Source organism: Gilliamella sp. B14384G12 (genome assembly GCF_016101825.1).
GTDB classification, from domain to species: Bacteria; Pseudomonadota; Gammaproteobacteria; order Enterobacterales; family Orbaceae; genus Gilliamella; species Gilliamella apicola_N.
Window position 1 is genome coordinate 376,198 of sequence record NZ_JACFPU010000002.1, and the last position, 16,580, is coordinate 392,777.

Annotated in this window: 10 protein-coding genes; 4 read left to right on the forward strand and 6 right to left on the reverse strand. The window is 34.6% G+C overall.

Translation table 11 applies throughout. The features are described 5' to 3' along the window. Positions 1-1,767 carry a PTS ascorbate-specific subunit IIBC gene (locus H3S73_RS04285; RefSeq protein WP_198235671.1) on the reverse strand — a complete coding sequence of 589 codons (1,767 nt, stop codon included), beginning with the start codon at positions 1,765-1,767 and terminating at the stop codon, positions 1-3. A 444-nt stretch (positions 1,768-2,211) separates the two neighbouring features. Here H3S73_RS04285 and ulaR point away from each other — a divergent pair, with 444 nt between their 5' ends. Continuing rightward, positions 2,212-2,973: an HTH-type transcriptional regulator UlaR gene (gene ulaR, locus H3S73_RS04290; RefSeq protein WP_198228889.1), complete on the forward strand. Its 762-nt coding sequence runs from the start codon at positions 2,212-2,214 to the stop codon at positions 2,971-2,973. A 26-nt stretch (positions 2,974-2,999) separates the two neighbouring features. Next, positions 3,000-4,067 (forward strand): L-ascorbate 6-phosphate lactonase, encoded by a 1,068-nt coding sequence (ulaG, locus tag H3S73_RS04295; protein ID WP_039128071.1) that lies wholly within the window; start codon positions 3,000-3,002, stop codon positions 4,065-4,067. 296 nt (positions 4,068-4,363) lie between these two features. Here ulaG and murJ read toward each other — a convergent pair whose 3' ends face one another. From murJ to H3S73_RS04315, 4 genes are all read right to left on the reverse strand, one after another. Beyond that, positions 4,364-5,902 carry a murein biosynthesis integral membrane protein MurJ gene (murJ, locus tag H3S73_RS04300; RefSeq protein ID WP_039128069.1) on the reverse strand — a complete coding sequence of 513 codons (1,539 nt, stop codon included), beginning with the start codon at positions 5,900-5,902 and terminating at the stop codon, positions 4,364-4,366. Between the two features lie 129 nt (positions 5,903-6,031). Next, positions 6,032-7,387, reverse strand: coding sequence for a citrate/2-methylcitrate synthase (locus H3S73_RS04305; RefSeq protein ID WP_198235672.1), 1,356 nt, complete (start codon positions 7,385-7,387; stop codon positions 6,032-6,034). Between the two features lie 19 nt (positions 7,388-7,406). After that, positions 7,407-8,669 (reverse strand): NADP-dependent isocitrate dehydrogenase, encoded by a 1,263-nt coding sequence (gene icd, locus H3S73_RS04310; RefSeq protein WP_198235673.1) that lies wholly within the window; start codon positions 8,667-8,669, stop codon positions 7,407-7,409. Positions 8,670-8,681: 12 nt separating this feature from the next. After that, positions 8,682-10,958: an aconitate hydratase gene (locus H3S73_RS04315; protein ID WP_198235674.1), complete on the reverse strand. Its 2,277-nt coding sequence runs from the start codon at positions 10,956-10,958 to the stop codon at positions 8,682-8,684. A 377-nt stretch (positions 10,959-11,335) separates the two neighbouring features. On the opposite strand from H3S73_RS04315, the gene H3S73_RS04320 reads away from it, so the two are divergent. Both H3S73_RS04320 and pepT read left to right on the forward strand, forming a co-directional pair. Beyond that, positions 11,336-12,895: an AbgT family transporter gene (locus H3S73_RS04320; protein ID WP_198235675.1), complete on the forward strand. Its 1,560-nt coding sequence runs from the start codon at positions 11,336-11,338 to the stop codon at positions 12,893-12,895. A gap of 24 nt (positions 12,896-12,919) precedes the next feature. Continuing rightward, on the forward strand, positions 12,920-14,149 hold the full coding sequence (gene pepT / locus H3S73_RS04325) for a peptidase T (protein WP_198235676.1): 1,230 nt from the start codon (positions 12,920-12,922) through the stop codon (positions 14,147-14,149). Between the two features lie 126 nt (positions 14,150-14,275). Here the strand turns inward: pepT and H3S73_RS04330 are convergent, their stop codons facing one another. Then, positions 14,276-16,393: a TonB-dependent siderophore receptor gene (locus H3S73_RS04330; RefSeq protein ID WP_198235677.1), complete on the reverse strand. Its 2,118-nt coding sequence runs from the start codon at positions 16,391-16,393 to the stop codon at positions 14,276-14,278. Between the last annotated feature and the right edge of the window lie 187 nt (positions 16,394-16,580).

Consider the following 16,580-nt stretch of genomic DNA (forward strand, 5'->3'; position numbering starts at 1 on the left):
TTATTGAGCAAGCACTTTTTTAATAAGTTCAATAAGTTCTTCACCAAATGTATTTGGATTTAACATGTTTTGGACACCTAAAGCATGTTGTCCTTCATTAACTTCAATCTCGTTAATTAAATGTTTAGACGCCACAATAATGTCAATATTAGGTAACCGTGATTTGTAATCTGTCACCGCGCAAGAATCCATGACATTAGCAATGCCTTTCTTATCTAAATAATTAGCTATTTTCATTTTCATCATCATAGAAGAGCCTTGTCCGCTACCACATACAGCTAAGATTCGCACTGCTCGCCCTTCGCTTATTGCCACTTCATCCAATTTTTCAACAACATTTTCATTAACATCTTGATGAATATTATTTTGTTTTGGTTCAATTTTTGCGTTTGCTTCCTCTTGGCGTAATTGTTTAGCGGCAAAGAACATATACACTAAAGCCAATGCAATAATCAGATAGATAAATAAGTGGGAGTAAGATAAACCTTGTATAATAGGTGGGAATAATATCGCCCAGTCAGCCATCCCCATCCAAGAGTCAATTGGAGTGCCATTTTTTGCAAAGATATGAATGACCCAAGCTGAACCAAATACCTCAATCATTCCCATAACAAAACAGATTTTCATAACGGCTTTCCAACCACCAAAGTGATTAGCAAATACCCCAATTGTTGCGTTAGAGAAAAACATTGGTATAAAACCAGGAATGATCATAATTGGTGATTTAAATATAAGTAACAAGGCAATTGCTAAAAATTGTCCTAATGCCCCCCAAATAAAACCAAATACCATTGCATTTGGTGAAAAAGCATAAATTGCAGCACAATCAATGGCTAATACGGCATTAGGAATTAATTTTTCAGAAATACCTTTAAACGCTTCAGACAATTCAGCCACAAACATTCTGACCCCACCGACGATGACTTGTATTGCGACAGCGAATTTAAGACCTGTTTCTAAAATGTAAATTGTCCAATGGGTTGACCCTGCCATGGTTTGCAAATTATCCAAACCAAATGAAAGAAGGATGATGCCAAAAAAGAATGTCATCACAATCGCTGTTGCAGCGATACTATCGTGAAAAATATGTAACCATTTAGGTAATTTAAGATTATCAACTGAGTCATTTTTATCGCCCAATTTAGGTGCTAATTTAACAGCGATCCAAGACCCCAATTGTTGTTGATGACCAATTGAAAAACCCGCTCCTCCAGTAACAGATTCTGTAGATTTAAACATCATATTAGAAAATATTCCCCAATATAATGCAGTAATAATGGCGGAGTAGATTATTGTTTCCCACATACTGTAACCAAACAGAAAATAAAACAGGGCAATTAATCCCACTTGTTGGAACATAATATGACCTGTTAGCATAATGGTGCGAATACCTGTGATACGGCGAAAAATGACCAAAAGGATATTGATAGCCAATGCGAGTAATACGGCATAGCCTACCCAAGAATATTTATCACCCATATTATGTTCTACAGTCATCATAGAAGCATAAACATCAATAATCGATCCATTAATACCGTGATACTCAGCCAATTTGGCAATCACTGGCCTAAATGTTGAAACCAGTACACCAGAACCAACTTGTAACAACATAAAACCAACAATGGTTTTGATTGTTCCTTTCAAAATTGTAGTGATATCTTTGCGTAAAAGACAATAACCTAACATTGTTACTAAGCCGAGTAACAATGGTGCTTTAGTCATGACTTGACTATAAAAAATATAAAATACGTTATAGATTACTTCCATATGCCCCTCTCATTGGTTATGGGCTTTTTTAAATTTGAAGTTTATATCGTGCTTACAAAGCGATAATAAAACTTATCCTAATGCCCTTTTTATATAGTTGTTCACTGTCGAGTGAATCTTTGAGCTAAATTAACCCTATACTTTGTTAATCAAATTAAGATTGCTTGATTAACGCTTGTTATATTCTATAATCAAAATAAATCACACAATGATTATTTGTGATTATTTTGATGAAGATCACTTTTCTTTAAAATCAGAAACCATATCTGTGATCAACTTCACATAATAATGAAAAAAAACTACATCAATTTAAACCTATATTTATAATTATCAATAAATTAAATTAATATTGACAAATAAAAACAATAAGATAATTGACAATTTCAATAATGAAAATTATTATCAAAATAATCAAAAATGCTCAAATTGAAATAAGGGATTTTAATGAATGAATTAACGCGACATAACGAGATCGTCGCTTTGGTTAACGAGAAAGGTGAATTAAAAGTGACCGAATTAATCAGTCATTTTTCAATATCACCCGCTACTGCTCGAAGAGATATCACAAAATTAGATCAAGATGGTCGTGTCAAAAAAGTACGCAATGGCATTATACGTCTTGAAGAACAGAAACCAATTTGGGTTCCAATAGGTAATAACAATACTGATCACTATCACGAAAAGGCACGGATTGCGATTCGAGCAGCTAAGTTATGCGGTAGCGATGAAAATATAGTGATTAATTGTGGTTCAACGGCATTTTTATTAGGGCGAGAACTTTGTGGGAAAAAGGTATCAATCATCACTAATTATTTTCCTTTAGCGTGTTATTTAATTGAACATGATCATGAAAATGTGATCATTATGGGTGGATTATATAATAAAACACAAAATATCATACTCAATCCTATTGCAAGTATCACCGATTCTTATGCCGCAAAATGGATGTTTACCAGTGGAAAAACATTAACATCAACAGGTCTTTATAAAAGTGAAATTTTAAGTGCTGTTGCTGAACAACAGATATTAGAAAAAGCAGAAAAATTAGTCGTAGTGGTTGATAGCTCAAAGATCGATACCAAAGCAAACTCTGGCATGCTTTTTTGCCCAGTAAATAAAATTGATATTTTGATTACTGGGGCGCAAGCAAATAAGGAAGTAATTGAATGCATTAAAAAGCAAGGAGTTGAAGTGATATTAGTCTAACTATTAAATAAAAAAAGGAACATAGTATGAGTAAAGTAAATGAAATTACCCGAGATTCTTGGATTTTGAACACTTTTCCTGAATGGGGAACTTGGTTAAATGAAGAGATTGAAAACACCGTTGTGAAACCAAATACTTTCACCATGTGGTGGTTAGCTTGTACCGGGATTTGGTTAAAATCAGCAGGTAATACTAATATCTCTGTCGATTTTTGGTGCGGTACAGGAAAAAAAACACATGCTAATCCATTAATGAACAAACAGCATCAAATGATGCGCATGGGTGGTGTTCGTGAATTGCAACCTAATTTAAGAACCAGTCCATTTGTATTAGATCCATTCGCGATTAAGGAAATTGATGCAGTAATGGCAACCCATGATCATGCCGATCATATTGATGTCAATGTCGCTGCTGCTGTAATTCAAAATTGCTCTCCAAAAGTTAAATTTATTGGTCCAAAAGCTTGTGTTGAATTGTGGAAAAGTTGGGGAGTTCCAGAAGATCGTTGTATCGTTGCTAAAGTTGGCGAAACAATTGAAGTAGGTGATATTACAATTCGCGTTTTAGATTCTTTTGATAGAACATCACTGGTTACGTTACCAAAAGGTGTATCTTCTACCGATAAATCGATTCTAGATGGTATGAATGATCGTGCGGTTAACTATTTATTTGAAACTTCAGGAGGATCACTTTACCATTCAGGAGATTCCCATTACTCTAACTACTACGCCAAACATGGTAATGATTATAAAATTGATGTGGCTTTACTTTCTTATGGCGAAAATCCTCGTGGCGTTACCGATAAAATGACTTCGTCAGACATTTTACGTGCGGCTGAATCGCTTAATACCAAAGTGGTGATTCCATTCCATCATGATATATGGTCAAATTTCCAAAGTGATCCTCGTGAAATTGAAGTTCTTTGGGAAATGAAAAAAGATCGTCTTGAATATCAATTTAGACCATTTTTCTGGCAAGTTGGGGGTAAATATACATATCCTACTGATCAACATAAAATGCATTATCAGCATTATCGAGGATTTAGAGATATCTTTACTGATGAACCAGAATTGCCATATCGTTCATTCTTGTAAAAAGAATAGGAATTATTTAAACCTATCTATTTGATTGAACAATATAATATTATCAATTTAAAAATAATTTTAATCGATTGTTTTCATAAATAGCTGGACCGATAATTGTATCGGTCCATGATAATTAAATTAGATATTTATAAGAAAATAAAAATTAATTCTAAAATCATAAATGTCTAATTATTCATTAATGTTGAAATATCAGACCTAATCTCTAATTTGATTACATTTTTTACTGAAACGTTATGTTAACCTGAAACTTTTTGACAAAATTTTGTTAACTGTAATAATTGTTATCAATCAATACGTTTAATAAAATGTTTTATCTTAAAGCCCATTGCGATTAATGATGCAAAATAAATAATAATACCAGCTATGACTAACACCAGTAGTCTTCCAATACGCATTAACATCGATCCAGTTGACCAATCAGGTAATAGTTGCGCGCCAAACCATAAAACAACAGACATTAAAATAACAGCAATAATTACTTTAGCTAAAAAGTTATACCATCCCGGCTGTGGTTGATATAGTTGTTTTCTTCGTAATTGCCAGAATAATAACGCTGCATTAAAACAAGCTGCAAGACCAATTGAGAGTGAAAGTCCTGCATGCTGTAATGGCCCAATAAAAACAAGGTTCATCAGTTGCGTTAAAATTAAGGTAACAATTGCAATTTTGACGGGAGTTTTAATATCTTGTCGTGAATAAAAAGCAGGGGCTAATACTTTAATCAAAATCATGCCAAGTAAACCAACAGAATAAGCAACCAATGCTCGCTGAGTCATCAAGGCGTCATTTAAGGTAAATTGCCCATATTCAAATAAGGTTGATATAAGTGGACGAGATATAACACCTAAAGCAACAGTACTTGGTAATGCTAAAAGAAAACAGAGTCGCAATCCCCAATCTAGCAACTCTGAATATTGTTTATAATCACCTTTAGAAAAGCTTTTGGATAGTGAAGGTAATAGAATAGTGCCCAGTGCAACCCCTAGTACGCCAGCAGGAAATTCCATAAGTCGGTCGGCATAATACATCCACGATACAGAACCAGAAATAAGAAATGAAGCAAAAATCGTATTAATAATTAAAGAAATTTGTCCAACTGATACCCCTAAAATAGCAGGTGCCATCTGTTTTAATACTCGCCAAACGCCACTATCTTTAAAGTTAATTCTTGGTAAAACCAACATTCCAATTTTTTTTAAATAAGGAAGCTGATAAAGTAATTGTAAAATGCCTCCTACCCCAACTGATGCCGCGAGTGCTAATACTGGTGGATTAAAGTAAGGTGTCAAAAATAGCGTAAACGTAATCATGCTAATATTTAACAAGGTTGGAACAAAAGCTGGGACAGAAAAACGATTCCAAGTATTTAATATCGCTCCAACCAATGATGCAAGTGAAATAAAAAAGATATAAGGAAAGGTAATACGCAACATCGTTGTGGCAAGATCAAATTTATCACTCGATTCTTGCATAAATCCAGGCGCGGTTATCATAATAATAAAAGGAGCACACACTACGCCAATTAAGGTAACAATGGCTAATACTAAAGTTAATAAACCAGCGACATAAGCAACAAAAGTCCGCGTTGCTTCTATTCCTTGTTGATTCTTATATTCAGCTAAAATTGGTACAAAGGCTTGTGAAAATGCGCCCTCAGCAAAAATACGCCGCAATAAATTAGGGAGTTTAAAGGCAACAAAAAAGGCATCGGTAGCCATACCGGCACCAAAAAAGCGAGCAATGATAGCATCACGCACAAAACCTAATACACGAGATACCATGGTCATGGAACTTACTGTAGCTAAAGATTTTAAAAGATTCATTTATATAATACAGAGTCAAAAACCGACAATGTGGGATAGTCTACAAACTATTGCTTTAAATCACCATGCTTTTTTTAATAAAATAAGCTTTTGTGCAAACCGTCAGAATCAAACTGACGGATGATAATTTTAACGATCTTTTAATGAAATAAACGGCATAAGCTCACCAATATTTTTATAGGCCGGTCGAATTATGCGTCGATCATCAAAATTAAGTTCTTCAATTCGATGTGCACACCATCCAACGATTCGAGACATAGCAAATAGTGGTGTATAAACTTCTCTAGGTAAACCAATCATGTCATAAACAAAGCCTGAATAAAAATCAACATTGGCACATACTAGTTTTTTTGTTCTGGCATTTTTTCGATTAACAACAGCATTAATTGCCCTTTCTTCAAGCAGATTTAAGAAGTTATATTCTTTTTCTCGTCCTTTTTCTTTTGCTAGTTCATGTGCCATCTCTTTAAGTAATACGGCACGAGGATCCGATACAGTATAAACTGCGTGGCCGATACCATAAATCAACCCTTTTTTATCGAATACTTCTTTATTCAATATCCGCTGTAGATAGTTGTCAATTTCGTTTACATCCGCCCAGTTTTTTATTTGTTCTGCGAGATGTTTTAACATTTTACCAACTTGCAAATTAGCGCCGCCATGTAACGGTCCTTTTAATGAGCCAATACCTGCTGCAATTGATGAATAGGTATCAGTACCTGTTGAACTCGTGACACGAACGGTAAATGTTGAATTATTACCACCGCCATGTTCAGCATGAATAATCATAGCTAAATCAAGAACACGCACATCTAGATCAGTATATCCATCCGAGCCTTTCATCATATATAAAAAGTTTTCTGCTATTGAAAAATGTTCATGAGGATGGCGGATGTGCAATGATTTACCTTTAGCACTATGGCTCAACATATTGTAAGCATAAGCAATAATTGCAGGGAATTTAGCAATAAGGTCGATAGATTGACGCATAAGATTATCACGCGAAGTATCATCCGCTTGTGAATCATAGGTGTACATTTCTAGAACCGTTCTGGCCAAAATATTCATTATATCGTGGCCTTCGAGTTCCATAATGGCTATCTTTGTCTGTTTTTCCAATGCCATTGATTCACCAAGTAATCTAGAAAAGTCACAGAGTTCTTCTGTATCCGGTAACCTTCCTGATAAAAGTAGATAGATGGTTTCTTCAAAACCTGTGCGTTGTTCTTCTTGAGCATTGTGAACCAGATCTTCAATATCTATGCCTCGATATAATAATTTCCCTGGTATTGGTTCTAATGTGCCATCATCCAAATGTTGATAACCCAATACATCACCAATTTTAGTTAAGCCGACTAGGACGCCAGTGTGATCAGCATTGCGTAATCCACGTTTTACATTAAATTTTTCAAATAATTGTGATTGAATCTTACTGGTATTTTTGACAGTTTCAGATAGCTTATAAACTAAAAATTTTTCTTTCATTTGTAATTACTCCTTAATTTTATAAGTTATCTATTACTGCTTGAGTAAATTGAGTGGTTGATAAGGATTGTCCATTTTGCATAAAACGAGCTAAATCGTTTGTAGCTTTTCCTTGTTGAAATAAAGTTTCCATGGCTTTAGTAATCAGTTGACCAACTTCATGCCAGCCAAGATAATCAAACATCATAACACCAGAAAGTAATAGCGATGAGGGATTTGCTTGGTTCTGACCCGCTATATTAGGGGCTGTGCCATGTGTTGCTTCAAAAATGGCATGTCCAGTGAAATAATTAATGTTTGCACCGGGCGCTATACCAATACCACCAACCATGGCTGCCAGTTGATCTGATACATAATCACCGTTTAGATTTAATGTAGCGACGACGGAATAGTCTTGCGGATTTAATAAGGTATTTTGTAAAAATGCGTCACAAATCACGTCTTTTACAATCAATTTAGATGCTGATATAGCATCATTTAAAGCTTTATCTGCTGTGACCTTTCCATCTGCTTTTTGTATCTTCGCATATTGATTCATTGTAAAAACCGCATCAGTAAATTCTTTTTCAGCAAGTTCATATCCCCATTGTTTAAATCCTCCTTCAGTAAACTTCATAATATTCCCTTTATGAACTAAGGTAACTGAAGGCAGATTATGTTGTAATGCGTAGTTTATTGCAGATCTTATTAATCGTTCAGAGCCCTCTATTGAAACAGGTTTAACACCAAAAGATGAAGTTTTAGGGAAACGCACTTTTTTTACCCCCATTTGCTCAGATAAAAACTGATAAAATTTTTCAGCTTCTGGTGTTCCTTGCATCCATTCGATGCCAGCATAAATATCTTCAGTATTTTCTCGAAAAATAGTCATGTTAACTTTTTCTGGATATTTTACAGGTGATTCAACACCTTTAAACCAGCGAACGGGTCGTAAGCATACATAAAGATCTAACTCTTGGCGAAGTGCAACATTAAGAGAACGAATGCCCCCACCAACGGGGGTTGTTAATGGCCCTTTTATGCCAATCAAATATTTTTTAAAAGCATTCATAGTCTCATCGGGCAGCCAATTACCATTCAAATTAAATGATTTTTCACCTGCAAGTACTTCGTGCCATTCAACTTTACGGTTACCTTGATAGGCTTTTTCTATCGCTTTATCAAAGATCTTATTCGCTGCCGCCCAAATTTCTTTACCAATACCATCACCTTCAATAAAAGGAATTATCGGGTTATCTGGTACAATGAGTTGTCCATTTTCAATCAAAACTTGCTGATTCATTTTATATTCCTCTTATTTGTGGTTTTCATTAAATTGTTCTTTCATTTTATTTAGGGCACTACCCGCTTTAAACCAATCTATTTGAGATTGATTATAAGTATGAGCAACAGCAAAAGAGTCAGTTGTACCATCATGATGATGAAGCGTTAATGTTAGATGTTTTTCAGGCACAAAATCAGTTAAACCAGTAATGCTAATCTGATCATCTTCGCGAATTTTGTCATAATCAGACTTATCAACAAATGTCAGTGCTAACATTCCTTGTTTTTTAAGATTGGTTTCATGAATTCGAGCAAATGATTTAACAACTATCGCTTTAACATTCAAGAAACGTGGCTCCATCGCAGCATGTTCTCGCGATGAACCTTCACCATAATTTTCTTCGGCAATTACTATTGAACCAACGCCTTGTGCTTTCAATTTGCGAGCTAATGCTGGAACTTCGATGTAATTTCCTGTTTGAGTATCTAACACTGAGTTACTTTTTTGATTAAAAGCATTAATAGCGCCGATCAACATATTATTTGAAATATTATCTAAATGACCGCGAAATTTTAGCCATTTACCAGCCATTGAAATATGATCTGTGGTACATTTTCCTGTCGCTTTAATTAACAACGGTTGCGATATAATGTCTTTTCCATCCCAAGGTGAAAAAGGTGCAAGTTGCTGTAACCGTTCAGAATTTGTAGCAATATGGACTTCCACTAAACTGCCATCAGCAATTGGAGCAACATAACCTGCATCATCTACCTCAAATCCACGTTTCGGTAATTCATCACCACTTGGCTTTTGAAGTTTGACTTTTTGTCCTTTATCGTTAATTAGGTTATCGGTTAATGGGTTAAAGCTTAATTTTCCAGCAATAGATAATGCCACTACAATTTCAGGAGAGCACACAAAAGCATAAGTGTTTGGGCTGCCGTCATTACGTTTAGCAAAGTTACGATTGAACGAGGTTACTATCGAATTTTTATGTTCATCGGCTACTTCATCACGGCGCCATTGTCCTATACAAGGTCCACAAGCATTTGCCATGATGGCCGCGCCAGCTTGTTCAAAATGATTTAATATACCATCTCGCTTGGAAGTATATTTTACTTGCTCGGATCCAGGATTAATAATTAATTTGGCTTTTACGGTGAGCCCTAATTGGTTAGCATTATTAATCACCGATGCAGCACGCATCATATCTTCATAGGAAGAGTTAGTACATGAACCAATCAATCCAACTTCCATATTATCTGGGTAATTATGTTCTTTAACTGCTGTTGCAAGTTGTGAGATTGGATAAGCCAAATCTGGCGTGAAAGGCCCATTTACATAAGGCTCAAGTTCGGAAAGGTTAATTTCAATTACTTGATCATAGTATTTTTCTGGTTGATCTAAAACAGCAGAATCTGGATTAAAACAGTCAACTAATTTATTCGCTAAATCAACTACCTCTTGGCGACCAGTTATCGCCAAGTAATCGGCAGATTTTTTACTATATGCAAATATGGATGTTGTAGCACCAACCTCTGCCCCCATATTACATATTGTTGCTTTTCCTGTTGCTGATAAAGATTGAGCGCCCTCACCAAAATACTCAATAATTGAATTTGTTGCACCTTTAACCGTTAAAATACCAGCAAGTTTTAAAATAACATCTTTAGGTGAGACCCAACCAGATAATTTACCAATCAATTTTACCCCAATAATTTTAGGCATTTTTAATTCCCATGGCATACCAGCCATGACATCTACAGCATCAGCTCCACCGACGCCAATAGCTATCATTGAAAGGCCTCCTGCATTTGGAGTATGTGAATCCGTACCTATCATCATCCCACCTGGAAAAGCATAATTTTCAAGAACAACTTGGTGAATGATGCCGGCATCAGGCTTCCAAAACCCAATACCATACTTGTTTGATACATCTCGTAGAAATTGATAGACCTCTTGATTATTACTTTCAGCAATAATTAAGTCATCATGAGCATTTTTATACGCTTGAATTAAGTGATCGCAATGAACTGTTGATGGTACAGCAACTCTATTTCTCCCAGAATTCATCAATTGTAAGAGCGCCATTTGGGCCGTTGCATCTTGCATAGCCACTCGGTCTGGCGCAAAATTAACATAATCTTCACCACGTTTATAATTTTTAAGCTCTTCTCCTGGTGCTAGATGTGCATAAAGAATTTTTTCTGTTAAGGTTAATGGTTTTCCGATTCTTTGCCGAATGAGGTCAATTTTTTGTGGATAGTGCTGATAGATATATTTAATTAAATCAATATCGAAAACCATGATAACCCCCACTGCGTGTATTATAATATTTCCTAAAGTGTTACGTTTAACTCAATTGAATATTTATGCTATTTTAGTGACTAAATATTCAATTAATATATCACTAAAAAATTTTTATGCAATTACATTGTTGTTAATAATAATTGAGCATAATTTGCATGAAAGATGAGCGCTGATATAGGCTATACTAACGAAATATGAATTAAGATGCATATCAAAGATATTTTAAAAATAACAAGTTATATAAATTATAGTAATGATGAGAGCGTTCAAATTAACTTAATGAAACAGAATAAAACTTAACTAACACTTGGTTTACCTACCGTATTGATATGTGCTAAATTGTCGGTCCGAACAACATATATACTTATTTTTTTATGAATCAAACTACAAATTCGTCACCGATCAGAACCGGCGGCTTTTTAAATACTATAGAACGAATTGGAAACAAAATCCCCGATGTCACTACACTTTTTTTCTTCGCTTTAATTATCTGTTTTGTTGCTTCATTATTACTTTCCTTTGTAAGCTTCGATTTTATAAATCCAGTAACTAAAGAAAAACTGGTGGTCATTAATATGCTAGCGCCTGATCATTTAGTAACATTTTTTACTAAAATGGTACCCAATTTTGTTAGTTTTCCACCACTAGGCATTACTATTGTTGCCACATTAGGTATAGGAATTGCCGAAAGTAGTGGCTATATTCATGTATTACTTAAAAAATTATTGGCTGTAACTCCCCAAAAATTAGTTACTCCGTCAGTTATCTTTGTCAGTATGGTTTGTCATATTGCGGCTGACTCTGCTTATGTTATTTTAATGCCAGTTTCGGCAATGATGTTTTATGCAACAGGTCGTCATCCTCTTGCAGGTATAGCGGCCTCATTTGCAGGATTAGCAGGTGGTTTTAGTTCAAGTTATACGCCATCAATCATCGATCCGATCATGCAAGGTTTTACTCAAAGTGCGGCACAAATTATCGATCCATCTTATCAAGTTAATGTTTTATGTAACTATTTTTTAAGTTTTGGCGGTACATTCTTTGTGTTAATTGCTTGTTGGTTTATAACAGATAAAATTGTTGAACCTCGCTTAAAAGCAACGATGCCACTAAATAACGATCTTGAACTTAATAATTTGGCTAATTCACCAGCTATTACACCTTTAGAAAATCGCGCTTTTAAAATCGCTTCTTGTGTATTTTTGATTATTGCTATTGGATTAGTATTGTTACTGTTACCTGAAAATTCTTTACTGCGTGCACCTGATGGTAGTTTAACCAGCAATCAAGCACCAATTATGCAAATCATTGTACCTTTATTATTTGTTTTTTTTGCTATTCCTGGTTTAATCCATGGCGTAATCACTGGCGCATTTAAATCATCACGTGATATTGTCAAATCAATGGAAAAGATTACTCAATCTCTTATTCCTTTTATTGTTTTTGCATTCTTTTGTGCACAGTTTTTATATGTCTTTTCACACTCCCAAATAGGGACATTGATTGCTATTGGTGGTGCTGAATTTTTAAAAGCCTTACATTTACCATCGGTTGTCACTATATTTGGTGTGATCATTTTAACTAGCATGTTAAATGTATTAATTACTTCTGCTTCGTCAAAATGGGCTATTTTAGCACCGATCTTTGTTCCTATGCTCATGTCTGTTGGTATTTCACCAGAACTAACACAAGCGGCCTATCGTATTAGCTCAGCAGTCAATGTTAGTACACCAATGTTTGCTTTCTATCCTTTAATCATTGCCTATTGTCAGCAGTATTGTAAAAATACTGGAGTGGGTACTTTAAGCTCTATGATGATCCCATATACTGCGGGCTTACTTATTGCTTTAACAATTAATTTACTGCTATTTTGGTTCCTAGGACTGCCTATCGGCTTTGATAGTGGTTATGTTTATCCACCCGTGAATCATTAGTCATCAATAAGGAGTCAAAATAATATGAATATTACCGAACAATTAGTTGAACGTTTCTTACGTTACGTTAGTATACCAAGTCAAAGTGCGATGGGGTGTGCACATGTTCCCTCTACATCAGGACAAACACAATTAGCCAATTTACTCAAACAAGAGTTAATTGATCTTAATCTTCAAGAAGTTCATCTTGATGAACACAGTATTGTCACTGCTAAGTTACCTGGAAATAATCCAAATGCGCCTAAAATTGGTTACGTCGCTCATCTTGATACAGTTGATGTCGCCTTATCGGATAAAATTAACCCACAACGAGTCACTTTTACGGGTGAAGATATTTTATTAAATAAAGATAAAAATATCTGGTTTAAAGTTGCTGAGCATCCTGAATTGAATAAATACATCAATGAAGAATTAATTGTTACTGATGGTACAAGTGTGCTGGGTGCCGATAATAAAGCTGCAATAGCTGTTGTTATGACAATGTTAGATCAATTACAAAAGCAAAATTGTACCTATGGTGATATTTATGTTGCTTTCGTACCTGATGAAGAGGTCGGTTTAAACGGCGCGAAAAAACTTGACTTGAATCGTTTTAAACCCGATTTTGCTTACACAATTGACTGTTGCGAATTAGGTGAAGTCGTTTATGAAACGTTTAATGCAGGTTCAGCAATTATTGAAATTGAAGGTGTAACTGCACACCCAATGTCAGCTAAAAATGTTTTAATCAACCCTATTGGTATTGCTAACGATATTATTAACTGTTTTGATAGTTTCGAAACGCCTGAACATACTGAAAATAAAGAAGGCTATTTCTGGTTTAACGATATTATTGGTAACCAAAGTACGACAACGTTAAAAATGAGTATCCGAGATTTTGATTTAGCTAAATATGAAGCACGTAAAACTTATATTCAAGAAGTGATAAGTTTTATAAGCCGTAAATATCCAAGAGCTAAAATCGAATGTCAAATAACCGATACTTATAGTAATATTGCTAATTATTTAGGTGAAGATAAGCGTTCAATTGATTTAATTTATCAATCATTTGAGCAATTAAATATTAAGGCAAATACAATTGCTATGCGTGGCGGAACAGATGGTTCAGCACTATCGGCAAGAGGCCTGACTACACCAAACTACTTTACTGGTGCACATAACTTTCATTCATGTTTCGAATTTTTACCGTTATCATCATTTGTAAAATCATTTGAAGTAACAATGAAAATTATTGAATTAGCAGCTAAAGTTTAAACATCATAAAAAAAGAGGGAATGCTATTCCCTCTTTACTGTAGCAACTTATTATTTATGCTTACTTTTTACGAATACATAAGTAGTTAACCGATTATCTTTAAATCCTAAAAACATTAATTAAGTATCATAATTTATAACTTGCAGTTAATAAAAAGGCTCGAGGTGTACCAGGCATACTACTTGAACGCCAATACTCTTTACCGAATAAATTAGTTATCGCTAAAGTCACATCAACGGATTGAGTTTGATAACCAATTGCCGCATTCCATGATGCATAACCAGGACGTTTAATCTGATTGTTATCATCGTTATACATTGAGCCCTTATAATTAACTTCCAGTTCAGTAAACCAATTTTCATAAGGCAAATAACGTACGTTTAAATAACCACTATGTTTGGCTGTATTGGATAAATATTTGCCTTTGTTAGCAGGTGTTTTTTTATCTTTATGAACTTTTGCTTGCTGATAGCCAATACCGCTATTGATGTACCAATTATTGCTCAATTTTCCTATTACGCTTAATTCTATACCTTGGCTTCTATCACTGCCTCTAACTTGCCAATTATAAGGATCGTTAACTGCATCGGGTTGATAACGAATATTATAAAGCTCAAGGTCGTAAAGCGCGATTTGAGAGGAAAGCTTGTCATTAAGCCAATCGCTTTTGACACCAACTTCATATTGACGAGAATATTGAGGTTTGTCATCGTAAACAGTCTTAGAGTCTGTCGCAAGTGTGATTAAACCACGTCCCCCATATGGCGCAAAATTTTTACTATACGAAGCATAAAAACTTTGGGATTCTATCGGCTGCCAAATTAATCCGAACCGAGGACTTAGAGAGTGTCCATCATATGACCGATTTTGATGATTCAATTTATTATCCGATGCAAACTCATAATTATCATAACGTAATCCTGCAAGTAATTTCCACTGCTCTGTAAAACTGATTAGGTCTTGCCAATATACCCCTTTGGATGTAGCTTTATGATTAGTCTTAGTACTTAATTTGTTATATCGAGGTTTTTTTGAGTTCCAATGAGGATGATATGGATCAACTGCTTCCGGATATTGGCTAGTTAAAGCTAATCTAGGTTCTCGTTTTTCAATATTATATTCAAACCCTATTAACATATCATGAGAAATACTCGCCGTATTAAACTTACCCACTAAATCAAGGGTATTACTATAAGTTTTATTCGATGTTTCTTGCCAAGCTCGACGGAATTTTAATTTACCTTTGTAGTCGCAAGGTGCGCGATTACTAAGTTTACCACTTAAATCACAATAATTACCTGCATAAAGATGATCGAAATTCTGATCAGCTTTACGATATAGATTAGTTAGCTTGATAGACCAGTCATGATTAAATTCATATCCCATAACTGAACGTAATGAATTAAAATTATCTTTTACATAGTCATCAGGGTGAGCATAAGCTGTTTTAATTGAGACACCTTTAGGTAGGTTATAATAGGCTGGCGCCCTATCTGGCTTACGCCATAATTTATCATGAGTATATTGTACTAACCAATTAAATCCAGCCAAATTATCATACAATATACTTGGTGAAACCATTGTATCGCGTTGTTTTATTCCTTTACGAAAACTCTTTTCTGATTGATGATCAATTGTCATGCGTATAGCAATATTATCATGTAAAACATGATTTATATCTACCATTCCGCCGTATTTATCCCAAGATCCCCCTCTCAAACTTAACGTAGTGGGTGAATCAAAGTTTGCTTGTTTACTAATCATATTTATCATTCCGCCACCTGAGCCTCTGCCATAAAGTACTGAGGCGGGTCCTTTTAACACTTCAATTCGCTCAATATTAGCGGTGCTTTGTCTAACTTGTCCACTCGCGCGAACACCATCACGATAAATATCACCAGAGCTGGCGGAAAAACCTCGGATTTTGATACCTTCGTCTCGCATATCATAAGTTGCATCTACCCCAGGTAATTTATTTACAATGACACTAAAATCATTTTGCCCATAAATTTTCTCTTGTTGAAGATCAACCGAATTAATAGTTTGAGGAATATCCTTTATATAAAAGGATGATTTAGTTGCTGTTGATGATTTTTTTATTCGCTGATCATTATTATCCTTAATTGTTGCGACAACTTTCATAGTTTCAATATCATGATCATCATTAACTTTTTCTTGAGCATAAGCGATAAAAGCGGTAGAGCTTAATAAGCAAGGTAAGAATACTTGATTAACTAATTTCATTATTTTTCCTATTATTTGTTGTGTTATTTGATAAATGCTAAAACAACATCAATAATGATAATGATTATTATTCGCACACACAACTTATTTTATGTTTTTCAGCTCTGTAAAATAGGTTTTTAATTATATTTTTTTGAAATATATTAATATTATTAAATATAAGTAAGGCTATTTTGTTAAATTAAGA

Excerpts from the sequence above, each read along its gene's own strand:
- ulaG (WP_039128071.1), top strand. The coding sequence starts at position 3,000 with ATGAGTAAAGTAAATGAAATTACCCGAGATTCTTGGATTTTGAACACT.
- H3S73_RS04305 (WP_198235672.1), bottom strand. The coding sequence starts at position 7,387 with ATGAAAGAAAAATTTTTAGTTTATAAGCTATCTGAAACTGTCAAAAAT.
- murJ (WP_039128069.1), bottom strand. The coding sequence starts at position 5,902 with ATGAATCTTTTAAAATCTTTAGCTACAGTAAGTTCCATGACCATGGTA.
- icd (WP_198235673.1), bottom strand. The coding sequence starts at position 8,669 with ATGAATCAGCAAGTTTTGATTGAAAATGGACAACTCATTGTACCAGAT.
- H3S73_RS04330 (WP_198235677.1), bottom strand. The coding sequence starts at position 16,393 with ATGAAATTAGTTAATCAAGTATTCTTACCTTGCTTATTAAGCTCTACC.
- H3S73_RS04320 (WP_198235675.1), top strand. The coding sequence starts at position 11,336 with ATGAATCAAACTACAAATTCGTCACCGATCAGAACCGGCGGCTTTTTA.
- H3S73_RS04315 (WP_198235674.1), bottom strand. The coding sequence starts at position 10,958 with ATGGTTTTCGATATTGATTTAATTAAATATATCTATCAGCACTATCCA.
- ulaR (WP_198228889.1), top strand. The coding sequence starts at position 2,212 with ATGAATGAATTAACGCGACATAACGAGATCGTCGCTTTGGTTAACGAG.
- pepT (WP_198235676.1), top strand. The coding sequence starts at position 12,920 with ATGAATATTACCGAACAATTAGTTGAACGTTTCTTACGTTACGTTAGT.
- H3S73_RS04285 (WP_198235671.1), bottom strand. The coding sequence starts at position 1,767 with ATGGAAGTAATCTATAACGTATTTTATATTTTTTATAGTCAAGTCATG.